Source organism: Streptomyces tatrensis, assembly GCF_049310065.1.
Lineage (GTDB): Bacteria > Actinomycetota > Actinomycetes > Streptomycetales > Streptomycetaceae > Streptomyces.
The window spans coordinates 2,950,573-2,972,591 of the sequence record NZ_JBMDLB010000011.1; the positions used below are offsets into that span (position 1 = coordinate 2,950,573).

A 22,019-nucleotide genomic window follows, 5' to 3' on the forward strand; every position below is an offset into this window, starting at 1 on the left:
CTGTCCGGGCCCGCAACCAGGGGGGTCGTACGCGCGTTGACCCGATATGACCCACGAGTTGACCGCCTCCCGGCTTGCAAGCGCTTCCAGCAACGCCACCGCGAGCGGCGGCTGGTGGCGCGATGCCGTCATCTACCAGGTGTACGTGCGCTCCTTCGCGGACAGCGACGGCGACGGGATCGGGGACCTGCGCGGGGTCCGCGAGCACCTCCCCCACCTGGCCCGGCTCGGGGTCGACGCGGTGTGGCTGACCCCCTTCTACGTCTCCCCGCAGGCGGACGGCGGCTACGACGTCGCCGACTACCGGGCCGTCGACCCCCTCTTCGGCGACCTCTCCGACGCCGACGACCTCATCCGCGCAGCGCACGCCCTGGGACTGCGGGTCATCGTGGACGTGGTCCCGAACCACACCTCCGAGCAGCACGTCTGGTTCCGGGCGGCGCTGGCCGGGGAGCCGGGGGCCCGCGACCGCTACCACTTCCACCCCGGCCGGGGCTCCTCCGGGGAGCTCCCGCCCAACGACTGGGAGTCGGTCTTCGGCGGCCCCGCCTGGAGCCGGACCCCGGACGGCGCCTGGTACCTGCACCTCTTCGCCCCCGAGCAGCCCGACCTGAACTGGGAGGACCCGGAGGTCGCCGAGGAGTTCTCCGCCGTCCTGCGGTTCTGGCTCGACCTCGGCATCGACGGGTTCCGGGTGGACGTGGCGCACGGCATGGTCAAGGCCCCGGGCCTGCCGGACATCGGCCGCGGCGCGCAGGCCACCCTGATCGGCACCGAGCCGCTCCCCTTCTTCGACCAGGACGGCGTCCACGAGATCCACCGCTCCTGGCGGCGGCTGCTCGATTCCTACGAGGTCCCGCGCATCGGGGTCGCCGAGGCCTGGGCGCCCACCTCCGAGCGGCTCGCGCTGTACGTCCGCCCCGACGAACTGCACCAGGCCTTCAACTTCCGCTTCCTGGAATGCCCGTGGGACACCCGCGCGCTCCGGACCGTCATCGACGAGTCCCTGGCCGCCACCGCCTCGGTCGGCGCCCCGACCACCTGGGTGCTGTCCAACCACGACGTCGTACGCCACGTCACGCGGTACGGCAGCCTGGCCCGGGCGCGGGCGGCCGCGCTGCTCATGCTGGCGCTGCCCGGATCGGCGTACGTCTACCAGGGCGAGGAGCTCGGCCTCCCCGAGGTCGTCGACCTCCCGGACTCCGCCCGCCAGGACCCGGCCTTCACCCGCGGCGCCGGGCAGGACGGGCTGCGCGACGGCTGCCGGGTGCCGATCCCGTGGTCCGGCGAGGAGCCCCCGTACGACTTCGGGCCGGCCGGGAGCTGGCTCCCGCAGCCGGCCGGCTGGGGCGGGCTCAGCGTCGCCGCGCAGACCGGCGACCCCCACTCCACCCTGGAGCTCTACCGCGCCGCCCTGGAACTGCGCCGGGCGATGGCGGGCCTCGGAGCGCCGGAAGCGGGGGTCACGGCCGCGGAGCCCGGGATGCAGTGGCTGCCCGCGCCCGAGGGGGTGCTGCTCTTCACCCGTCCCGGCTTCGCGTGCACGCTCAACACCCGGCCGGTCCCGCTCGAACTGCCCTCGCCCGGGCGCCCCGTCCTGTCCAGCGCCCCGGTGGAGACGGACGGCCGCAGCGTCCGGCTTCCCCCGGATTCGTGCACGTGGTGGTCATTGTGAACGTCCGACCGGTACAGTCCAATCCCGTGACCGCACGGCTAGCCGACATCGCAGCCCAGGCGGGGGTCAGCGAAGCCACAGTCAGCCGCGTGCTCAACGGCAAGCCCGGTGTGGCCGCAGGCACCCGTGAGTCCGTGCTGGCCGCCCTCGACGTACTCGGCTACGAGCGTCCCGTACGGCTGCGCCAGCGCAGCGCGGGGCTCGTGGGCCTGATAACGCCCGAGCTCGACAACCCCATCTTCCCGGCGCTCGCCCAGGTCATCGGCCAGGCGCTGACCCGGCAGGGCTACACCCCGGTGCTGGCCACGCAGACGCCCGGCGGGTCCACGGAGGACGAGCTCGTGGAGATGCTCGTCGAGCGCGGGGTGTCCGGGATCATCTTCGTCTCCGGGCTGCACGCGGACACCACGGCCGACATGGGCCGCTACGACCAACTCCGCGGCCAGGGCGTCCCGTACGTCCTCATCAACGGCTTCTCCGACAAGGTGCAGGCCCCCTTCGTCTCCCCCGACGACCGGGCCGCGATGCAGCTCGCGGTGACCCACCTGACCGCGCTCGGGCACACCCGGATCGGGCTGGCCGTCGGGCCCAAGCGGTTCGTGCCGGTGCTCCGCAAGATCGAGGGCTTCCGCCTCGGCATGAAGGAGCGGCTCGGACTCGGCGAGGACGAGGTCGAGGAGCTGATCCAGCACTCCCTCTACACGCTGGAGGGCGGCCAGGCCGCCGCGGCCGCGCTGATCTCGCGCGGCTGCACGGCGGTGGTGTGCGCGAGCGACATGATGGCGCTCGGCGCGATCCGGGCCGCCCGGCAGCAGGGTCTCAAGGTCCCCCAGGACGTCTCGGTCGTGGGCTTCGACGATTCCCCGCTCATAGCGTTCACGGATCCGCCGCTGACCACCATCCGCCAGCCCGTGCAGGCCATGGGCCAGGCCGCGGTACGGACCCTGCTGGAGGAGATCGGCGGTACGCCGGCCCCGCACAGCGAGTTCGTGTTCCTCCCCGAGCTCGTGGTCCGCGGTTCGACCGCTTCGGGCCCGCGGCAGGGCCGCGGCGACGCACGCCCCTGAGGCGCGCCCCTGCCGTTTCCCCTAGGGGCGCATGGCCTCTGCTCGTTCCGGAGGTGGAGAGGCTGCGGCCAAGACCGTCCCAGGGGATGATCGGGTCAGAGTCCGCATCTGGCAGACTCTTTTCCTATGGGTGAAGCGAGCGTGAAGACACTGGATACCCGGACGGACGTCTCGTCACCCCCCGTGACCGAGAGCAAGGACCGCCCGGAGTCGTCCGAGCGCGCACTGCTCTCCAGGCTGCGCGTCCCCAGGCGACCCCGGATCTGGTTCGAGGTCATGCTGATCGCCGTCAGCTACTGGACGTACTCGCTGATCCGCAACGCCGTGCCCGAGCAGAAGGCGGCCGCGCTCGCGAACGCCGACTGGATCTGGAAGGCGGAGCAGGCGCTCGGCATCGCCGTGGAGGAGAGGGTCAACCACGCGGTCAATTCGGTGACCTGGCTCGTGGTGGGCATGAACTACTACTACGCCACGCTCCACTTCGTTCTGACCATCGGCGTGCTGGTCTGGATCTACCGCTTTCATCCCGGGCGTTACGCGGCCACGCGGCTCGTCCTCTTCGCCACCACGGGCGTGGCCCTGGTCGGCTACTACTTCTACCCGCTCGCGCCGCCCCGGCTGATGAACGGGCAGGGTTTGAACGGGCGGGGCTTCATCGACACCGTGCTGGTCCACCACACCTGGGGCTCCATGGCCTCGGGCAACCTCAAGCACATGTCGAACCAGTACGCGGCCATGCCGTCCATGCACATAGGGTGGTCGCTCTGGTGCGGGCTGACGATCTTCGCGGTCGCCTCCGCCCCCTGGGCCCGGATCCTGGGCCTGCTCTACCCGACGGCGACGCTGGTCGTGATCGTGGCCACCGCCAACCACTTCTGGCTCGACGCCGTCGGCGGCATGATCTGCCTGGCCTTCGGGTACGCCGTCTCCCGCGCCTGGTACGGATCCCTCCCGCACCGGCTGCCGCGCCGGCCCGAGGAGACCGGCCGCCACCCGGTGACGGCCGCCCTCCTGAACCATCCGGCACTGGCCCGCTTCCAGCGCTGAGCCCCGGCCCGCCCTACCCTTCCCGGTGGGTGATCCGGCCTCCCGACATGGTGAGCCGGACCGGCGCCCCGGCCAGTTCGTCCGCCGGAGCCGCCACCGGATCCAGGCCGAAGGCGGTCAGGTCCGCCCGGAAACCGGCCGCGATGCGGCCCGCCACCGCTTCCTCCCCCGCCGCCAGCGCGGCGTGCGAGGTCATGCCCTCCAGGGCCATCAGCCCGCTCAGCGCCGCCCCGGTCCGGGCTCCCGTACCGGCCGAGGCCGCGCCGCGCGGGTCGCGGGCGGTGGCCAGGACCTGGCGGGCGTCGTAGTGGGCGATGGGCCAGTCCGAGCCCAGGGCGAGCACGGCGCCGGCCTCGCGCAGGTCCCGGCAGCGCCAGGCGCGGCCGGCCCGCTCCTCCCCCAGCCGCTTGGACCACTCGTCGCTGTGGTCGGCCCGGGTGTACGCGGTGTGCGGCGGCTGCATCGAGGCGATCACCCCGAGCTCCGCGAACCGCTTCAGCTGGCCGTCCGGGACCGTCTCGATGTGCTCGATCCGGTGCCGCATCCGGCCCCGCGGGCCCAGGGACTCCACGGTGTCCAGGACGTGCCGCACGGCCGCGTCGCCGATGGCGTGGGTCGCGGTGCGCACCCCGGCCGCGTCGAGGACCCGTACCGCCTCGGCGTAGGCGTGCGGGTCGGGCCAGAAGGCCTCGGTGCCCCGGCCGTGGCAGTCGGCGTGCTCCAGCCAGGCGGTGCCGCCCTCGACGGTGCCGTCCATGAAGAACTTCACCCCGCCGACCTTCCAGTGGCGGCCCATGACCCGCTGGAGCTCGATCAGCTCCTCCAGCTCCTCGCCGGTGGCGCCCGGCATGCACCAGGGGGCGAGGTTCAGGCGCAGCGGCAGGTCCCCCTCGTACTCGGCGGTCGCGAGCAGGGCGGGTACGTCCCCGTCGCCGAGGTCCATGACGTGCGCGCCGGTCAGGCCGGTGGCGGCCATGTCGCCGAGCAGCCGGACGAGGCGTTCCCGGCGCTCGGTGTACGTGGGCTTCGGCGCGAGCGAGCCGACCAGCGCCATGGCGGCGTGCTCGACGAGGTGGCCGGTGGGGCGCCCGTCGGGGTCGCAGACGATCTCGGAGCGCTGGGCGAAGGAGCGCGGACCGGTGATCCCGGCGGCGGCCAGGGCCGCGCCGGAGGCGAGGGCGGAGTGGCCGTCGTAGAGGCGCAGGAAGGCGGGGGCTCCGGCGAGGGCCTCCTCGATCAGGGCCTTGTCGACGGGCCGGCCACCGAAGGCGTTGTGGTCGAGGCCGAAGCCGGTGACCCAGCCGCCGGGGCCCCGCTCCGAGGTGCGCAGGGCGGCGCGGAGTTGGTCGAGGTCGGTGACGGCGGAGAGGTCGGTGCCTTCCGCCATCTCGATGCCCCAGACGGGGTGGCTGTGGGCGTCGGTGAGGCCGGGGGTGAGGGTGGCGCCGCCGAGGTCGACGGTCTCGGTGCCGGGGCCGCGCCAGTCGCGGACGTCGGCCTCGTCCCCGACGGCGACGATCTCGCCGCCCACGACGGCCACCGCGCAGGCCTCGGGGCGGGCGGGGTCGAGGGTGCGGACGCGGGCTCCGGTGAGGACGGTGTCGGCAGCGGGCACGGCTCTGCTCCTTGCGGGGGTTCGGGCTGGTGGGGCTGGTCGGGCTGGTCGGGCTGTACGGGCTGTACGGGTGCTGCGGGCTATGCGGACGCTACGGGTGCCTCGGACTCCCCGTGTGCGGCGGACTCCCCGCGCGCCGCGGGCGCTGAGGGTGCCGCTGCCCCTGCCGGTTCCTCCGCGAACCGCGCGTACACCTCGGGGCGGCGGGTCTTCAGGCGCTGGGCGAGGGCGAGACCGGCGAGGAATACGGCGGGGACGAGGGCCACGAGGAGGGTGTTGACGGTGGTGGAGGCCATGGTGAAGAGGGCCACCTTGGAGACGACCAGGCAGATCGCGACGGCCAGCAGCACGGCGGCGGTGACGGGCGCGATCAGGGTCCGCCAGGGCCCCTCGTCGTGCCGGACCCGGCGGAAGTAGACGGGTACGGCGATCGCGGCGAGCAGCATCAGGGCCATGAGGCCGATCATGCCCGGGGTGTTCACCCAGAGCAGGAGCTGCTGGTACGGGTCGGCTCCGGCGAGGGCGAAGCCGAGGACGACGACGGCGCCGAGGGCGGTCTGCGCCGCGCCGGCGACGTACGGGGAGCCGTGGCGCGGGTGGATCCGGCCGAGGGCGGCGGGCAGCACGCCCTCCTCCGCGAGGGCGAGCGCGTACCGGTTGATGGCGTTGTGGAAGGCGAGGAGGGAGGCGATGACGCTGGTGACGATGAAGACGTGCATCAGGTCGGCCGCCCAGGGGCCCACGTAGGTGGTGATGGCGGTGAAGAAGAGGCCCGCCGGGTCCTCGGCGGCCGCGGCGAGGACTTCCCCGGAGCCGAAGGCCTGGATGACGGTCCAGACGATGAAAGCATAGAAGAGGCCGAGGAAGGCGACGGCGATGTAGGTGGCGCGCGGGATGGTCCGGTCGGGGTCGCGGGCCTCGCGGCGGTAGATGACGGTGGACTCGAAACCGGTGAACGCGGCGAAGGCGAAGGCCAGGACGGCGGCGGTGCCGGGGACGAGCACCGCGCCGGGGGCGAAGGATCCGAGGGAGAGGCCGTGGGCGCCGCCCTCCAGCAGGACGCCGCCCGCGAGCAGGACGAGGATCCCGGTCTCGGCGACGAGCAGGACGCCGAGCAGTTTGGCGCCGAAGTCGATGGAGCGGAAGCCGCCGTACCAGACGAGGAGGAGGCCGGCGAGGGAGACGGGGAGCCAGGGGACGTCGAGGCCGGCGAGGGCCTGCCCGGTGTCGGCGGTGGTGGTGCCGAGGAGCCCGTAGACGCCGATCTCCATGCCGTTGTAGCCGATGAGGGCGAGCAGGGCGGCGCCGATGCCGACGCGCTTGCCGAGGCCTCGGGCGATGTAGGCGTAGAAGGCGCCGCCGCTGCGGACGTGGCGGCTCATGGTGGTGAAGCCGACGGCGAAGACCGCGAGGGTGAGGCCGGCGAGGAGGTAGCCGGCGGGGGCGCCGATGCCGCCGAGGAGGATCGCCACGGGGGCGACGCCGGCCATGACGGTGAGCGGGGCGGCGGCGGAGACGACGAAGAAGGAGATGTCGGCGGTACCGAGCGCGCCGCGGCGCAGGTCGGTACCGGTTCTCGGCGGCGTCGGCGCCTTCGGCGGCTTCGGCGTTTCGGGCATGCGGGAGCACCCTTCTGCGAACGGCAGGCGGCGGGAACCCGAAAACCTAAAGGCTTTCGGTTTGCGGCAATGTAGCCTCCGGTTTTGGCGTACGGGAAGACCTGACGGCGGGAGAAATACGATGGCGCGGCCACGCACCCCACTGCTCGACCGGGAGCGGATCGGCGCTGCCGCCCTACAACTGCTCGCCGATCAGGGGGAGTTCAGCGTCCCGCAGATCGCCCGGGCACTCGGGGTGCAGACCGGGTCGCTGTATCACCACGTGGACGGCCGGGCCGGGGTGATCGAGCTGGTCCGCGAGCGGGTGTGCGCCCGGATCGACGGCGACACGCTGTCCTCACCGGAGCCCTGGGACCGGTCGCTGGAGGCCTGGGCCCGCTCGTACCGGGCGGCCTTCGCCGCCTACCCGCGGGCCATCCCGCTGCTGATGACCACCCCGGTACGGGCGCCCGCGGTGCTCGCGCAGTACGAGCGGGCGGTGGCCCTGCTCCTGCGGGCCGGCTTCGCCGCGGAGCAGGTGATGCCGCTGCTCACGGGCCTGGAGAACCTGGTCCTGGGCTCGGCCCTGGACCTCGCCGCCCCGGACGCCATGTGGGAGCCGACCCCGGGCACCCCCCTGCTCGCCCGCGCCCTGGCCGCCCAGGGCCCGGGCCGCGCGGAGGCCGCCTTCGAGGTGGGCCTGGCGGCGTTCCTGGCGTACGCGGTGGCGCTGCGCGGCGGGGCGGGCACGGAGGGTGGGGCGGCGTGACACCGCCCCATCCGGGGTTCGGCGCGATGCTGGCGCGCCTGCTGAAACACAGAGGGATCACTCCAGAGGAGTTGACCGACCGCGTCGCGGTGCCCGGGGACGGGATCCGGGCGGTTCTCGCGGGAGAGAAGCCCGGTCAGGTCCTGCTCCGACGGCTCGGACCCCCGCTGGGTTTCCATGCCGTCGACCTGTTCGTTCTCGCACGGCGGGAGGTCCCTGACGACCTCGCCCCGTTGGACGCCGCGGCCGCGAGGTGGACGACCGGCACGGTGACGGATGCGGTCCGCCTGCCGGCCGCACGACGCAGCGAACTCCTCCGGCTGATCCGCTCGCTGCCGCAGGAGGAACGGCGTTCCGGCTTCGCCCCGAAGCTGCAGGCCCCCCTCGCCGGCGGCCCGGGGGCCTGGGTCGTCCGCATGCTCCAGTACCGCAACCTGGACTGGACGGGCATGGCGAAGACGCTCGGGCTCGTGACGCCCACCTACCTGTCCTCGGCCACCTACGGTGCGATCGGCTCCGGCCGCAAGGAGCTGACCCCTGGCCTGGTCACGGACTTCGCCGCGCTCCTGGGGATCGAGCCCTGCGAACTGGCACTGCTGACGGGCGTTTCGCTGCGCGAGCCGCCCCCTCCGTCTGCGGAGGCCGTGGACGCCGCCGCGCTGGTGTGGGCGGTGCGGCGGCTGTCCGTCGGGCAGGCACGGCATGTCCACGAGCTGGCACGTTCGCTGCGCAGGGACACCCACGGCGGGTAGCCCGCAGGTGCGACCACCGCGCGCCGGTCGGCGGGCGGCGGGACAATGGGAGTCGGGGGAATGAACGCGTCTGCCGTCATGGAGAGGCGGGACCCTCGTGGTGGAGTACATAGCCGTGACCGCCCTGAGCCATGTCGGGCTGGTCCGCGAGCACAACGAGGACAGCCTGGTCATCGGGCCGTGGACGCTGTGCGGGACCACGACCCGGAGCCCCCAGACGCTGCTGTTCCCCCTCGGCCGGCCGCTCCTGGTCGCGGTCGCCGACGGCCTCGGCGGGCAGCCGGCCGGCGAGGTCGCCAGCGAGCTGGTCGTACGGGAGCTCGCCCTGCTCGGCCCGACGCTGGAAGGGGCCGAGGCGATCGAGGGCGCGCTGAGCCTCTGCAACCGCGCGGTGCACGCCGCCACCGAGGGCCGTCCGGAGCTGACCTCCATGGGCACCACCGTCGCCGGCACCCTGGTCCTGCCGGAGTCGCTGCTGTCCTTCAACGTCGGCGACAGCAAGGTGTACCGGGTGGCCGAGGACGGGCTGCGCCAGGTCAGCGTGGACGACAGCCCGCCGCTGGAGCCGGGGCAGCGCACCACGTCGGCGGTGACGCAGACCCTCGGCGGGAGCCGCGCCGAGCACGTCCTCACCCCCCACGTGGCGACCTTCCCGCTGGCCGCGGGCGACCGCTACCTGGTGTGCACCGACGGGCTGACCGACCCGGTGCCCGACGAGGCCATCGACGAAGTGCTGCGGGCGCACGACGACGGCAAGGCCGCCTTCGAGCTCTGGAAGGCCGCCATCGAGGCCGGGGGGCCCGACAACATCACGCTCGCGCTGGTCCGCATCGGCGCCTGAGGCCGCTCCGGGTCCCGCCGGGCCCGCCGGGCCCCGCTATTGGTCCAGGGCCGCGGCCTGCCGCTTCGACTCGTCGTAGGCCTCGCGCGCCCGCTGCACGTCCTCCATCCGCACACCGGTCCACTGGGCGAGCGCGCGGACCCGCTCGGCGGCCTCGCGGCCCAGCGGGGTGAGCGAGTAGTCGACGCGGGGCGGGATGACGGGCTTGGCGTCGCGGTGCACGAAGCCGTCGCGCTCCAGCGTCTGGAGGGTCTGGGTCAGCATCTTCTCGCTGACCTTGGCGAGCGTTCCGATCTCCCTGCGCAGTTCGCTGAACCGGTACGAGCGGCCCAGCAGCGCGTCCAGTACGAGGACGCCCCAGCGGCTGGTGACGTGCTCCAGGACCAGTCGGTGCGGGCACATGGCCTCGGCCTGGGTCCACTTCTCGCGCATCTCACTTACTCCCATGCCAGTACCTTACTTCAAAGTGGGTACTGCCGTTTAGTTAGCGCCCATCGTACGGTGAGTGCACAGCCCGGAAACGGGGAGCAAGGCCCAGATCAGGAGTGAACCCGCCATGAGCATCGTCGTCACCGGAGCCACCGGAGCCCTCGGCCGTCTCGTCATCGACGAGCTCCTCGCCCGGGGAGTCCCCGCCGCCGGGATCGCCGCCGTCGTCCGCGACAAGGAGAAGGCCGCCCCGCTCGCCGCCCTGGGCGTCGAACTGCGCATCGCCGACTACAACACCCCCGAGACCCTCGCCGGAGCCTTCCGCCCCGGCGACCGGGTCCTGATGATCTCCGGCAGCGAGGTCGGCCGGCGGGTGGCCCAGCACTCCGCAGCGATCGACGCGGCGAAGGAGGCCGGGGTGGCGCAGTTCGCGTACACCGGCATCCTGGGCGGCCCGGAGGCCGACTTCGACCTCGCCGCCGAGCACCGGGCGACCGAGGAGCTGATCCTCGCCTCGGGCCTGCCGTACACCTTGCTGCGCAACGGCTGGTACACCGAGAACCACACCGGCAACCTCGCTCCGGTGCTCGCGCACGGAGCGGTCCTGTCCAACGCGGGCGAGGGCCGGGTCGCCTCGGCGGCACGGGCCGACTACGCGGCGGCGGCCGCGGCCGTGCTGACCGGGGAGGGCCACCTCGACCGGGCGTACGAGCTGAGCGGTGACGCGGCGTGGTCCTTCGCGGAGTACGCGGCGGCGGTGGCGGTGGCCACCGGCCAGGAGATCACGTACAACGCCGTGACCCCCGAGACCCACCAGGCGGTCCTCATCGGCGCGGGAGTCCCGGCGCCGTTCGCCGCGATCCTGGTCGACGTGGACCTCGCCATCGAGCGCGGCCGGCTGGCCGGCACCTCCGGCGACCTGTCCCGGCTGATCGGCCGCCCGACGACGCCGATGGCACAGACGGTCGCGGAGGCCGTGGCCACCGCCCGGAGCGCCGACTGAAAACCCGCGAGACGCAACGGATCGCCTCGCGTTACCCTGGCCCCATGGGTTCGTACTCGTACTACTTCTTCCGCTGATCCGCGGCGCGGACGCGGCGTGAGGGCCCGGCCCGTCCCGGCCCCTCCGCCGCGCGTCCGCGCTGCCCGCACCCAGAAGGAGAACGTGGAAGAAGTAGTACGAGTACCCCGAGGGGATCCCCATGCGCTCGCGCGCCCATCAGCAGTCCCAGCCCAAGTCCGAGCCCAAGTCCGAGCCCAAGTCCCAGCTCACGCTGTCCGGAGTCACCAAGGCCTACGGTGACCGGGTCGTGCTCGACCAGGTGTCGCTGACCGTACGGCCCGGCGAGAAGGCCGCCGTCATCGGCGAGAACGGCTCCGGCAAGTCCACCCTGCTGCGGCTGCTCGCCGGAGCCGAGGAGCCGGACGGCGGCGAGGTCACCGCCGTCTTCCCCGGCGGCACCGGACACCTCGCCCAGACCCTCGACCTCGCACCCGGACTCACCGTCCAGGACGCCGTCGACCTCGCCCTCGCCGATCTGAGGGAACTGGCGGCCCGCATCGGCGCCGCCGAGACCGCCCTCGGCGCCGCCGGCGCCGAGGCCGACCCCTCGCTCCTCGACGCGTACGGCGAGCTCCTGACCGCCTACGAGGAACGCGGCGGCTACCAGGCCGACGCCCGCACCGACGCCGCGCTGCACGGGCTCGGCCTCGGCCACGTCGCCCGGGACCGCACCCTCGGCTCGCTCTCCGGCGGCGAATGCTCACGGCTCGCGCTGGCCTGCGTACTGGCCGCCGCGCCCGAACTCCTGCTCCTGGACGAGCCGACCAACCACCTCGACCGGCGGGCCGTCGACTGGCTCGCGGAGCGGCTGCGCACCCACCTGGGCACGCTCGTCGTCGTCACCCACGACCGGGACTTCCTGGAGCGGATCACCAGCACGGTCCTGGAGGTCGACCGGGACCTGCGCACGGTCGTGCGGTACGGGGACGGCTGGGCGGGATACCTCGCGGCGAAGGCCGCCGCGCGCGGCCGCTGGGCGCAGCGGTACGCGGAGTGGCGCGGGGACCTGGCGCACACCGAGGCCCTGGTCGCGGCGTCGGGCCGGCGGCTCGACCGCACCGGCAGGGACCCCGGGCAGGGCTTCGGCAAGCACCGCCGTTCCTCGGAGGCCAAGCTGTCCGGGCAGATCAGGGCGGCCCGGACGCACCTCGAGCGGCTGCACGCGGAGCCGGTGGCACCGCCGCCGGTGCCGCTGCGCTTCGGCGCCGGGATCGCCACCCCGGAGCCCTCCCAAGAACCCGCCTCCGAAGGGCCGTTGCTCGAACTCTCCGGGATCCGGGTCGGCGACCGGCTCCGGATCGCCGCCCTCGCCGTACGGCCCGGGCAGCGGCTGCTGGTTTCGGGGCCGAACGGGGCCGGGAAGACCACCCTGTTGCGCGTCCTGGCCGGCGACCTGGCCCCGGACACGGGCACGGTGCGCCGCGCGGAGCACGTACGACTCGGCTATCTGGCGCAGGAGTTGCCCCGCTCCCCCGTCCGGATCCCGCTGCTCTCCGCGTTCGCGGCGGGGCTCCCCGGGCTGCCCGAGGAACACGCGGAGGAGCTCCTGACGCTCGGACTGTTCCGCGAGGAGGACCTGCCGGTACCGGTCGCGGCGCTGTCCGCCGGGCAGCGGCGGCGCCTCGAACTGGCCCGCCTGGTGACCCGGCCCGCCGACGTCCTCGTCCTGGACGAGCCGACCAACCACGTGTCCCTCGCGCTGGTCGAGGAGGTGGAGCAGGCGCTCGCCGGCTACCCGGGAGCGGTGGTCGCGGTCTCCCACGACCCCCGCTTCCGCGCGGCGTTCGCCGGGGACCGGCTGGAACTACGGGACGGTGCACCACAGTTCCAGCCGGTCAACACCGCATAGGACCTTAGGAGATCTTCGTGTACTGCCAGATGGGCTCGGTGCCGATGGCGGTCCGGTTACCGAAGACCCCGGTGCCGTTGCCCGCGTTCAGCCACGGCCGTCCCGCCGTGTCACGGGACAGGAGGTCCGCCTTGCCATCACCGTTCAGGTCTCCGGCGCCGACGACGTCCTTGTAGCTGCCGCCCCAGTCCTTGAAGACCAGGACGCGGCTCTTGAAGACGCCGGTGCCGGTACCGATCCCGGTGCCGTTGTAGCGCCACAGCTCACCGGAGGCGTCGAGGGCCAGGAGATCGGCCTTGCCGTCGCCGGTAAGGTCACCCGCACCGATGATCTTCTTGTACCCGCTCCAGCCCGTGCCGACCTTGACCCGCGGCGCGAAGCCGCCCGCGCCGTTGTCGGCGTAGAGGTAGAGGCTGCCGGTGGCGGCATCGCGGGCCAGCATGTCGGTGCGGCCGTCCCCGGTGAGGTCGCCGGGAGCGGAGAAGGAGTTGTACGCCTTCCAGTCCGAGGCGATCTTCTTGTACGCCGATCCGGGCGAGGGCAGTCCGCCGCACACCGGGGTGTACATGCGGGCCTCGCCGCCCGGCAGGCGGACGAACACGTCGTTGCAGCGGTCGCCGTTCAGGTCCCCGAAGGGCAGCACCTCGGCGGCCGGGTCCCAGCCGGGCACCGTGAACGGGGCCGCGGTGAGACCGGTGCCCGAGTAGACCTTGAGGTTGCCCGTGGTCGAGAGGCCGAGGACATCGGCCTTGCCGTCGCCCGTGAGGTCGCGGCGTACGGGGAGCTTGCGCGTGGCGGTGGTCGCGAGGAAGTGGACCGCGTAGCTGGAGCCGTTGGCGGCCTTCTCGGACTGGGCGAACTGCACGAGCGGCCGGCCCTGACCGTCGATGGCCACGCCGACGGCCGCGCTGCTCGGCCCGAGGGCCGGGTCGTTGAGCGTCGTGGGCGCCGACCAGGTGCCGCCCGCGAACGTGGACACCTTGGCGTTGCGGCTCCCGCCGCTCTCGTGGGTCCAGGTGACGACGACCGTGCCGTTGGGCGCGAGCGCGCTGCGCAGGAGGTTGTAGGAAACGTGGGCCGAGTCCGGGAAACGCTGGCCTGTCGCCCACGTGCCCTTGACAGCCGAGCGCACGGTATACCAGGCCTTGCCGTTCGCGCCGGTCAGAAGGACGTCGCCGTTCGGCAGATCGATCGGTGCGTTCATGTGGAGAGCGTCCCCTGAGCCGACGAGCTCGGCGGGGCTCCAGGACATGGTGCCGGCCGCCCTGCGCGCGTAGGACAGCACCTCGAAGTTCTGGCTGTTCCACAGCATGTGGAACCCGCCCTTGGGGTGAGCGTAGAGCTTCACGTCCCGGGGCACGCCTGCCAGGGCGACATCGCTCGGCGCACTCCACTGTGCGGCGCCGACGGTCTTCTCGAAGGTCTGGTACTGGCGCACCTTGACGCCGTCACGCTCCACGAGCACGCCGCCCCAGGACACCAGCGCCGTACCGTCGTTCGCGACCGCGAGGGACACGTCTCCGATGCTGTCGGGATCCGCCGCGGTGGCCAGGAGGGCGGGGGCCGACCAGGTTCCCTGGGCCGTCCGCTCGGAGGCGTAGACCTTGCCGTTCGTGTACCAGGCGGCGACGACGTGGCCCGAGGCGCTGCCCGCGATGCGGACGTTGGGGTGCCCGTAGCCGGTCGCCATCAGGTCCTGCGGCGCCGAGAAATCGGTGGCGCCCGGCGCGAGCATCGCGGTCCGGAGCCTCACGTCATTGGGCACGTCGGTGTAGGTCCAGTCCCACTGGACGGACCCGTCGGGCAGCGCCGTCAGGATTCCCGGCCGGGTCCCGTTGAGGCCGTTCACCGGCAGCTTGGTATCCGAAGCGATCCAGTCCGCCGACCCGGCGGGACGCCGCAGGACCACACCGCCCATCGCCGCGACCGCCACCACGGTGCCGTTCGTGGCCGTCACCATCTGGTACAACGGCCCGGCGAGCCGGGTCGGCTTGGTCCACGGACCGAGCTGCGCCGCCGCGGCCGCGGCGGTGGAAGCGTCCTGGGCCGGGCCCGGCGCCGCGAAGGCGGTCGGCGCGGCGAGCGCGAGCGCGAGGACGGGAGTGAGCGCGACGCCGAGCATCGTGCGGGAATGCGAAGTCATAAGGAAAGAGCCCCCCCGGGCATCAGACACATGAGGTGTACGAGGCGCACGAGCCGTACGAGGTGCACGTACGGCCGCACGCACGCGCAGCGTATAGGAAGCCGTGATCTTGGCTGAGGGGCCGCCCGGCGCGACGCCAAAGCCAGGGGCACCGGGCCCCGGCCGGTACGTTCGGCCCATGGACGCGACACGACTTCCCGCGACCGGGCGGCTCGGGCGCCACGGTGCGGCGCTGCTCACGGGCGCCGCGTTCCTCGCCCTCTGGCTCCTCGACCTGCTCACCGCCCGCCCCTACGGCGTCCCGCTGCTGCTGGCCGCCGGCGCGGCCGTGGCCCTCGTGGCCCTGCTGCCCGCCCCGCGCGGGAGGCGCGTACCCGTCGAAGGGCGGGCCGCCGCGGCCGTGTTGCTCTCCGGGGCCACCACCCTCTTCCTCGCGCTGCGCGGCGGGACCGTGGGCTTCGGGATGGGCGAAGTCCTCGTGCTCCTGACCCTGCTGACCCGGACGGCCCGCCGCGGCCGGGCCGGACCGCTGGCCCTCGGGCTCTGCCTGCTGCTGGCCGCGGCGGTCGCGACCGCTCCGCTGCGCATGGGCCACGCCTCCGAGCGCACCTCGCTCGCCTTCCTGCTCACCCTCGCGGCCGGCGGAGCCGCCGCACTGGGCTGGTACCTGCGCACCCTCGACGAACGGCGCACCTGGGCCGTGGGCGAGGTCCGCGAACGGGAACGGCTGCGGCTCGCCCGCGACCTGCACGACTTCGTCGCCCACCACGTCACCGGCATGGTCGTCCAGGCCCAGGCGGCCCGGATCGTCCGGGAGAGCTCCCCGGAGCAGCTCGACCCGCTGCTGCGCTCCATCGAGGCCGCCGGGAACGAGACCCTCGATTCGATGCACCGCCTGGTACGGGTCCTGCGCGAGGACGGGGCCGCGACCGTCCGGCCGGGTGATCTGCTCGCGGAACTGGGCCTGCTGGTCGCCCGGTCCGGCCGGGACGGCCACGGTCCGGCGGCCCGGCTGACCGTCTCGGCGCGGGCCCGCACCGCCGTCCTGGACCCCGAGGTGGAGACCACGGTGCACCGCGTGGTGCAGGAGTCGCTGACCAACGTCGGACGGCACGCGCCGGACGCCGCGACCGTCGAAGTCGAGGTCGATGCGGAGGAGGCGGAGAGCGGAGCAGCCGGGGTGCTGCGCGTGACCGTCTCCAACGGCCCCGGCGCCTCCGCCCGTCCACCGCTGATCGGCCGCCGGGGCGGCTTCGGCCTGATCGGCCTGCGCGAGCGGGTCGAAGCCGTCGGCGGCGCCCTCCGTGCCGGACCGCTGCCCACGGGCGGCTGGCGGCTCACGGCCACGCTGCCGGTCCGGGGCCGGACCTGAGCCCTGCGCGAGAATGGCCCGTATGAGCAGTGCTCCTCCCCCGGCCCCTGCCGCCCCGTCCCTCCCGGTCGCGCGGCCCATCCGTGTGGTGATCGCGGACGACCAGGACATGGTGCGGCTCGGCTTCCGGCTGATGCTCGACGCCCAGCCCGATCTGGAGGTCGTCGGCGAGGCCGCGGACGGCGCCGCCTGCGTGGAGCTGGCCCGGCGACTGCGGCCCGACGTCTGTCTGGTCGATGTCCGGATGCCCAGGCTCGACGGCCTCGACGTGACCCGCGCCCTCGCCGGACCCGGGATCGCCGACCCGCTCAAGGTCGTCATCGTCACCACCTTCGACCAGGACGACTACCTCTACGGGGCCCTGCGCGCCGGCGCCGTCGGCTTCCTGCTGAAGAACGCCGGGCCCGAACTGCTCCTCGAAGCCGTCCGTGCGGCGGCCCGGGGCGACGCGCTGGTCTCGCCCTCGGTGACGCTGCGGCTGCTGGAGCACCTGGGTGCCCAGGACGGCAGCCCCCTGGCGGGACGGCCCGGCCCCGCATCGGGGCCCGGCCGGGAGCGGCTCTCGGAACGGGAGCTGGAGGTGGTCCGGCTGGTCGCGCGCGGGCACACCAATCAGGAGATCGCGGACGAGCTGTGGATCACCCTGTCGACCGTGAAGAGCCATATGACGGGGGTGCAGGCCAAGCTCAGGCTGCGCAACCGCGTCGAGATCGCCTCCTGGGCCTGGGCCAACGGGCTGGTCACGCCCCGCTGACCCGCGCGGCGCCGGCCCGGTGCGCACCGCCCGCGCCCCGGCCCGATCGTCGGATCTGGACGAACTCCCACCAGGTCACGCAGCGCCAGGCCCACTCCAGCGGCCCGTAGCGGAAGCTCTTCAGCCACACCCGGCCGACGATCACCTGGAGGACGAGGATCGCGGCGGCCAGCAGCAGGGCGGCGGTCCAGCGCCCGGACCCGTCCAGGCCGAGCACCGGGGAGAGGGCGACGACGATCAGGGTGGCGCCGACGTAGTTCGTCAGCGCGAGCCGTCCGAGCGGTGCGAACACGGACTCCACGGCCCGGCCGACCGGGCTGCGCAGCAGGAGCAGGAAGCCGCAGACGTAGGCGGTCGCGGCCAGCAGACCGGCGATGGCGGCGGAGCGGGTGGCGATGGCGTCCAGCCAGGTGTCCTGCTGCCAGAGCGTCGCCGCGACGGCGGCGGGCGCGGACACGGCGAAGAGCGCCGTGATCTGCCGGCCGCGTCCCTCCAGGGTGTCGGCGACGCCGTAGCGGGCGGTCGCGGACCCGAGCAGGAAGAGTCCGGGGATGACGGCCAGCCCGCCGCCCGCCAGGGTGACCCCGGCGCCCGTGGCGAGCAGGCCGGCCGCGAGGACGGCCCGGCGCGGCAGCCAGGTGGAGGGCAGCAGCACGAGCAGCCCGAAGAGGAAGGAGAAGAGCGGGAAGAACCGGTGCTGGACGGTCAGGTCGAGCACCTCGCGGGCGGGCAGCAGCTCCCCCGGCACCCGGTAGCCGATCATGCCGGTGATCTGCGGGATGTTCACCAGCAGGATGCCGCAGAGCGCGAAGCCCCGGACGGCGTCGAGCGCGTCGATGCGTCGCCGGGCGGTGAGGACGGGGATGCCCGCCACGTCGGGGGCCGGGGGGATCGGGGGGTACAAGGGTGCTCCTGGAGCGGGGGACGGGGTCTCCCCCACGCTACGAAGCTCCCTGGCGCCCGGTCGTCGCCCCGGCGGCGTATCCCGGCCGTACCAAAGTACGGCTCCACGGCAGGCCGGGCGGGGCGCCTGATTCGCGCGGGCAAAGCCTTCGGGCAGGATGCGGGGAGGTCGGCGCACCCGTGGACCGCCCGGACCGAAAGGCAGTCCCGATGGCCACCGACCCCTTCCCGTTCTTCGCCCTACGGGTCCTTCGCACGCGCCGCATCGCCCCGTCCATGCTCCGGATCACCTTCGGCGGCGAGGACCTGAAGGGCTTCGAGTCCGGCGGCTACGACCAGAGCCTCTCCCTCTTCCTGCCGCACCCCCACCAGAGCGTCCCCGTCGTCCCCGTGGAGGAGGGGGAGAACTGGTTCGCCGCCTGGCGGGCCCTGCCCGAGGAGGAACGCGCGGTGCGGCGCTCGTACACGGTCCGCGAGCAGCGCCGCGCCCCGGACGAGATCGACATCGACTTCGCCCTCCACGAAGGCAGCGTCGGCCCGGCCACCCGGTGGGCCCTCGGCGCCTCCCCCGGGGACCGGATCACCGTGCAGGGCCCGGCCCTCGCGGACAACGCCGGCGTGATGTTCCGCCTCCCGCCGGAGGCGAGCGGGGTCATCCTCTTCGCGGACCAGACGGCCCTGCCCGCGCTGGCGGCGATCCTCGAACGGCTGCCGGCGGGCATCAGGGCCCGGGCCTGGATCGAGGCCGCCGGCACCGAGGACCTCATCGCCCTGCCCACCCCGGCCGACGCCGAGATCACCTGGATCATCCGGGACGGCGCGGGAGCGGAGCGCGCGGACCGGGTCCTGGAGGAGGTCCGCGCGTACGCGCCACCGCACCCGGGCAGCCCGTACGCGTGGATCGCCGGCGAGTCCGGCACCGTCCGCGCGCTGCGCCGCCACCTCGTCGGGGAGCGGGGGCTCGACCGCCGGGCCGTCACCTTCTGCGGGTACTGGCGGCTCGGCCTCAGCGAGGAGCAGCTCCTCGGCGCGGCTCCGGACGGGGACGACGGGGAGGACTCGGACGACTAGGACGACTAGGACGACTAGGAGCGGCCTACCCGCCGTAGAACAGCTCGTCCACCACGCCCCGTGCGCGGCGGGTGATGCGGCGGTAGTCCTCCAGCATGTCGCCGACCGTGCCCTCCGCGTAGCCGAGGTAGCGGCCGACCGCCGCCAGTTCGCGGGCTTCCGAGGGGAAGGTGTCGCCCGCGCGGCCGCGGACCAGCATCACGGCGTTGCGGACCCGGGTGGCCAGGACCCAGGCCTCGTCCAGGATCTGTGCCTCCTCGGTCGGGATCAGGCCGGCCGCGTGGGCGGCGGCCAGGGCCTCGCGGGTGCGGGTCGTGCGCAGGCCCGGTTCCGCCCAGGCGTGCCGCATCTGGATCAGCTGGACGGTCCACTCGACGTCGCTGAGGCCGCCGCGGCCGAGTTTGGTGTGCAGGGTCGGGTCGGCGCCCCTGGGCAGGCGTTCGGATTCCATCCGGGCCTTGAGGCGCCGGATCTCGCGGACGGCGTCCTCGCCGAGGCCTTCCACCGGGTAGCGCAGCGGGTCGATCAGGTCGATGAAGCGCTGCCCGAGCTCGATGTCGCCGGCCACCGGTTCGGCGCGCAGCAGGGCCTGGGACTCCCAGGTCAGTGACCAGCGCCGGTAGTAGGCCGCGTACGAGGGCAGGGTGCGGGCCAGGGGGCCGGAGCGGCCTTCGGGGCGCAGGTCCGCGTCGATGAGCAGCGGCGGGTCGGCGGTGGGGAGTTGGAGGAGCCTGCGCATCTCGGCGATGACGCTCTGGGCGGCCTTGGCGGCCACCTGTTCGTCGACGCCCTCGCGCGGCTCGTGGACGAACAGGACGTCGGCGTCGGATCCGTAGCCGAGCTCGTGACCGCCGAAGCGGCCGACGCCGATGATCGCGAACCGGGTGGGGAGGGTGTCTCCCCAGTGGCCCTGAACGGCGGCGCGCAGGGCTCCGGCGACGGTGGCGGCGGTGAGTTCGGAGACGGCTCGGCCGACCCGGTCGACCAGGGCTCCGTGGTCCTCCTCGGCCGGATTGTCCTCCGTACCGTAGGAGCCGATGATGTCGGCGGCCGTGGTGCGGAACAGTTCGCGGCGCCGGACTCCACGGGCGGCGGCCACCCCGGCCTCCGGGTTCTCGGCGCGGCCGACGGCGGCGAGCACCTCCTGTTCCAGGGCCTCGTGGGTACGGGGAACCAGGCCTTCGGGGTCGCCCAGCAGGGCCACCGCCTCGGGGGCGCGCAGGAGGAGGTCGGGGGCGAGGCGTCCGGCGGAGAGCACGCGGGCGAGGTTCTCCGCGGCGGCGCCCTCGTCGCGCAGGAGGCGCAGGTACCAGGGGGTGCGTCCGAGGGCGTCGGAGACCTTGCGGAAGTTGAGGAGGCCGGCGTCCGGGTCGGCGGAGTCGGCGAACCAGCCGAGGAGCACGGGCAGCAAGGTGCGCTGGATGGCGGCGGCGCGGGTGACGCCGGAGGCGAGGGCTTCGAGGTGGCGCAGGGCCGCGGCCGGGTCGGCGTACCCGAGGGCTTCGAGGCGCTGGCCGGCGGCGCGCGGGGAGAGCCGGGTCTCGCCGGGGGCGAGCTGGGCCACGGCGTCGAGGAGCGGCCGGTAGAAGATCTTCTCGTGCAGGCGGCGGACCACGGAGGCGTGCCGGCGCCAGGCCTTGTTGAGCTCGGCGACCGGTTCGGTGCGCAGGCCGAGCGAGCGGCCCAGGCGCCGCAGGTCGGCCTCGTCCTCGGGGACGAGGTGGGTGCGGCGCAGCCGGTAGAGCTGGATGCGGTGCTCCATGGCCCGCAGGAAGCGGTACGCGTCGTGCAGTTGGGCGGCGTCGGCGCGCCCGACGTAGCCGCCGGCGGCGAGGGCGCTGAGCGCGTCGAGGGTGGTGCCGGAGTGCAGGGTGGCGTCGGAGCGGCCGTGGACGAGCTGGAGGAGCTGGACGGCGAACTCGACGTCGCGCAGGCCGCCGGGGCCGAGCTTGAGCTCGCGCTCGACCTGGGCGGCGGGGATGTTGTCGACGACGCGGCGGCGCATCTTCTGGACGTCGGGGACGAAGTTCTCGCGTTCGGCGGCCTGCCAGACGAGGGGAGTTATGGCGGCGATGTACTCGGCGCCGAGCGCCTCGTCGCCTGCGACGGCGCGGGCCTTGAGGAGGGCCTGGAACTCCCAGGTCTTGGCCCAGCGCTGGTAGTAGGCGAGGTGGGAGGCGAGGGTGCGGACGAGCGGACCGTTTCTGCCCTCGGGGCGGAGGTTGGCGTCGACGGGCCAGATGGTGCCTTCGACGGTGGTCTCGGAGCAGATCCGCATGAGGTGGGAGGCGAGGCGGGCGGCGGCCTGGACGGCCTTGCCCTCGTCGGCGCCGGGGGCCGCGTCGCCGACGAAGATGACGTCGACGTCGGAGACGTAGTTCAGCTCGTTGCCGCCGCACTTGCCCATGGCGATGACGGCGAGCCGGCAGACGGCCGCGTCCTCGGGGGCGGCGGCGGTCGCGATGCGCAGGGCCGCGCGGAGGGTGGCGGTGGCCAGGTCGGCGAGTTCGGCGGCGGTCTGGGCCACGTCTATGGTCCCGCACACGTCGCGGGCGGCGATGGAGAGCAGGCAGCGGCGGTAGGCGACGCGCAGGGTGACGGGGTCGTCCGCGCCGGCCAGTCCGTTCTCGAACTCGGGCAGGCCGGGGTGCAGATCGGCGGCCTCGTAGGTGACCAGGGCCTGCCAGTCCCGGGGGTGGCGGGCGAGGTGGTCGCCGAGGGCCTCCGAGGCGCCGAGTACGCCGAGGAGGCGGTCGCGCAGGGGTTTGGCACTGACGAGGGTGTCGAGGAGGACGGGCAGTTCCTCGGGGGCCTGCGCCTCGGCGATCCGGACCAGCCCGAGGAGGGCGAGGTCGGGGTCGGCGGTGGCCCCGAGGGCGTCGAGGAGCACCGGATCGGTGCGTACGGCGGCCAGCGCGTCGGTGTCGAGCAGCCGGGCGGCGGCCGAGGGGTCGGTGAACCCGCTGCGCAGCAGCCGGCTGAAGGTACTGCTCCTGCGTCCCGGGACTGTCATCCCGCCGCCTCCCGCGTACGTCGGCCTGCCTCTGCCCTGGCCGGGCGGTTTCGCGGGG

General features: G+C 73.7%; 17 protein-coding genes. 11 read left to right on the forward strand and 6 right to left on the reverse strand.

The genetic code is table 11. From position 1 onward, the window contains the following. Window positions 1–46: 46 nt before the first annotated feature. The 3 genes from ACODT5_RS29170 to ACODT5_RS29180 all read left to right on the forward strand — a co-directional run bounded on the left by ACODT5_RS29170 (window position 47) and on the right by ACODT5_RS29180 (window position 3,789). Window positions 47–1,675 carry a glycoside hydrolase family 13 protein gene (locus ACODT5_RS29170; RefSeq protein ID WP_422522157.1) on the forward strand — a complete coding sequence of 543 codons (1,629 nt, stop codon included), beginning with the start codon at window positions 47–49 and terminating at the stop codon, window positions 1,673–1,675. A 26-nt stretch (window positions 1,676–1,701) separates the two neighbouring features. Beyond that, a complete protein-coding gene (locus ACODT5_RS29175) occupies window positions 1,702–2,742 on the forward strand; it encodes a LacI family DNA-binding transcriptional regulator (protein ID WP_385377499.1) in 1,041 nt (346 codons plus the stop codon). Window positions 2,743–2,868: 126 nt separating this feature from the next. After that, complete coding sequence (locus tag ACODT5_RS29180; protein WP_422522158.1) at window positions 2,869–3,789, forward strand: phosphatase PAP2 family protein; 921 nt, start codon at window positions 2,869–2,871, stop codon at window positions 3,787–3,789. 13 nt (window positions 3,790–3,802) lie between these two features. Here the strand turns inward: ACODT5_RS29180 and ACODT5_RS29185 are convergent, their stop codons facing one another. Further along, complete coding sequence (locus ACODT5_RS29185) at window positions 3,803–5,404, reverse strand: amidohydrolase (protein WP_422522159.1); 1,602 nt, start codon at window positions 5,402–5,404, stop codon at window positions 3,803–3,805. An 80-nt stretch (window positions 5,405–5,484) separates the two neighbouring features. Beyond that, on the reverse strand, window positions 5,485–7,023 hold the full coding sequence (locus ACODT5_RS29190) for an APC family permease (RefSeq protein WP_422522160.1): 1,539 nt from the start codon (window positions 7,021–7,023) through the stop codon (window positions 5,485–5,487). 121 nt (window positions 7,024–7,144) lie between these two features. Here ACODT5_RS29190 and ACODT5_RS29195 point away from each other — a divergent pair, with 121 nt between their 5' ends. The 3 genes from ACODT5_RS29195 to ACODT5_RS29205 all read left to right on the forward strand — a co-directional run bounded on the left by ACODT5_RS29195 (window position 7,145) and on the right by ACODT5_RS29205 (window position 9,364). Beyond that, window positions 7,145–7,771 carry a TetR/AcrR family transcriptional regulator C-terminal domain-containing protein gene (locus ACODT5_RS29195; protein ID WP_422522161.1) on the forward strand — a complete coding sequence of 209 codons (627 nt, stop codon included), beginning with the start codon at window positions 7,145–7,147 and terminating at the stop codon, window positions 7,769–7,771. Between the two features lie 71 nt (window positions 7,772–7,842). Continuing rightward, window positions 7,843–8,523: a hypothetical protein gene (locus tag ACODT5_RS29200; protein WP_422522162.1), complete on the forward strand. Its 681-nt coding sequence runs from the start codon at window positions 7,843–7,845 to the stop codon at window positions 8,521–8,523. Between the two features lie 100 nt (window positions 8,524–8,623). Then, window positions 8,624–9,364 (forward strand): PP2C family protein-serine/threonine phosphatase, encoded by a 741-nt coding sequence (locus tag ACODT5_RS29205; protein WP_422525072.1) that lies wholly within the window; start codon window positions 8,624–8,626, stop codon window positions 9,362–9,364. 36 nt (window positions 9,365–9,400) lie between these two features. Here the strand turns inward: ACODT5_RS29205 and ACODT5_RS29210 are convergent, their stop codons facing one another. After that, entirely contained in the window at window positions 9,401–9,811 is a 411-nt protein-coding gene (locus ACODT5_RS29210) for a winged helix-turn-helix transcriptional regulator (RefSeq protein WP_422522163.1), read from the reverse strand. A gap of 109 nt (window positions 9,812–9,920) precedes the next feature. Between ACODT5_RS29210 and ACODT5_RS29215 the strand changes: the two genes are divergently transcribed. After that, window positions 9,921–10,796 (forward strand): SDR family oxidoreductase, encoded by an 876-nt coding sequence (locus ACODT5_RS29215; protein WP_422522164.1) that lies wholly within the window; start codon window positions 9,921–9,923, stop codon window positions 10,794–10,796. A gap of 199 nt (window positions 10,797–10,995) precedes the next feature. Further along, window positions 10,996–12,705 carry an ABC-F family ATP-binding cassette domain-containing protein gene (locus tag ACODT5_RS29220; protein ID WP_422522165.1) on the forward strand — a complete coding sequence of 570 codons (1,710 nt, stop codon included), beginning with the start codon at window positions 10,996–10,998 and terminating at the stop codon, window positions 12,703–12,705. A gap of 4 nt (window positions 12,706–12,709) precedes the next feature. Here ACODT5_RS29220 and ACODT5_RS29225 read toward each other — a convergent pair whose 3' ends face one another. Continuing rightward, the gene (locus tag ACODT5_RS29225) at window positions 12,710–14,848 is read right to left on the reverse strand and encodes an FG-GAP repeat domain-containing protein (RefSeq protein ID WP_422522166.1); all 2,139 of its coding nucleotides are present in this window, start codon (window positions 14,846–14,848) and stop codon (window positions 12,710–12,712) included. A 178-nt stretch (window positions 14,849–15,026) separates the two neighbouring features. Between ACODT5_RS29225 and ACODT5_RS29230 the strand changes: the two genes are divergently transcribed. Next, on the forward strand, window positions 15,027–16,220 hold the full coding sequence (locus ACODT5_RS29230; RefSeq protein WP_422522167.1) for a sensor histidine kinase: 1,194 nt from the start codon (window positions 15,027–15,029) through the stop codon (window positions 16,218–16,220). Between the two features lie 22 nt (window positions 16,221–16,242). Continuing rightward, entirely contained in the window at window positions 16,243–16,974 is a 732-nt protein-coding gene (locus tag ACODT5_RS29235; protein WP_422522168.1) for a response regulator, read from the forward strand. Here the strand turns inward: ACODT5_RS29235 and ACODT5_RS29240 are convergent. Next, a complete protein-coding gene (locus ACODT5_RS29240) occupies window positions 16,961–17,878 on the reverse strand; it encodes a DUF418 domain-containing protein (RefSeq protein ID WP_422522169.1) in 918 nt (305 codons plus the stop codon). The genes ACODT5_RS29235 and ACODT5_RS29240 overlap by 14 nt on opposite strands. 209 nt (window positions 17,879–18,087) lie before the next feature. On the opposite strand from ACODT5_RS29240, the gene ACODT5_RS29245 reads away from it, so the two are divergent. Then, complete coding sequence (locus ACODT5_RS29245) at window positions 18,088–18,948, forward strand: siderophore-interacting protein (RefSeq protein ID WP_422522170.1); 861 nt, start codon at window positions 18,088–18,090, stop codon at window positions 18,946–18,948. 25 nt (window positions 18,949–18,973) lie between these two features. Here ACODT5_RS29245 and ACODT5_RS29250 read toward each other — a convergent pair whose 3' ends face one another. Then, entirely contained in the window at window positions 18,974–21,961 is a 2,988-nt protein-coding gene (locus tag ACODT5_RS29250) for a bifunctional [glutamine synthetase] adenylyltransferase/[glutamine synthetase]-adenylyl-L-tyrosine phosphorylase (protein ID WP_422522171.1), read from the reverse strand. Between the last annotated feature and the right edge of the window lie 58 nt (window positions 21,962–22,019).

What these genes read in the sequence shown, in the direction of transcription:
- ACODT5_RS29190 (WP_422522160.1), bottom strand. Translation starts at nt 7,023, where the DNA reads ATGCCCGAAACGCCGAAGCCGCCGAAGGCGCCGACGCCGCCGAGAACC.
- ACODT5_RS29195 (WP_422522161.1), top strand. Translation starts at nt 7,145, where the DNA reads ATGGCGCGGCCACGCACCCCACTGCTCGACCGGGAGCGGATCGGCGCT.
- ACODT5_RS29245 (WP_422522170.1), top strand. Translation starts at nt 18,088, where the DNA reads ATGGCCACCGACCCCTTCCCGTTCTTCGCCCTACGGGTCCTTCGCACG.
- ACODT5_RS29230 (WP_422522167.1), top strand. Translation starts at nt 15,027, where the DNA reads ATGGACGCGACACGACTTCCCGCGACCGGGCGGCTCGGGCGCCACGGT.
- ACODT5_RS29170 (WP_422522157.1), top strand. Translation starts at nt 47, where the DNA reads ATGACCCACGAGTTGACCGCCTCCCGGCTTGCAAGCGCTTCCAGCAAC.
- ACODT5_RS29225 (WP_422522166.1), bottom strand. Translation starts at nt 14,848, where the DNA reads ATGACTTCGCATTCCCGCACGATGCTCGGCGTCGCGCTCACTCCCGTC.
- ACODT5_RS29235 (WP_422522168.1), top strand. Translation starts at nt 16,243, where the DNA reads ATGAGCAGTGCTCCTCCCCCGGCCCCTGCCGCCCCGTCCCTCCCGGTC.
- ACODT5_RS29180 (WP_422522158.1), top strand. Translation starts at nt 2,869, where the DNA reads ATGGGTGAAGCGAGCGTGAAGACACTGGATACCCGGACGGACGTCTCG.
- ACODT5_RS29215 (WP_422522164.1), top strand. Translation starts at nt 9,921, where the DNA reads ATGAGCATCGTCGTCACCGGAGCCACCGGAGCCCTCGGCCGTCTCGTC.
- ACODT5_RS29210 (WP_422522163.1), bottom strand. Translation starts at nt 9,811, where the DNA reads ATGGGAGTAAGTGAGATGCGCGAGAAGTGGACCCAGGCCGAGGCCATG.
- ACODT5_RS29220 (WP_422522165.1), top strand. Translation starts at nt 10,996, where the DNA reads ATGCGCTCGCGCGCCCATCAGCAGTCCCAGCCCAAGTCCGAGCCCAAG.
- ACODT5_RS29250 (WP_422522171.1), bottom strand. Translation starts at nt 21,961, where the DNA reads ATGACAGTCCCGGGACGCAGGAGCAGTACCTTCAGCCGGCTGCTGCGC.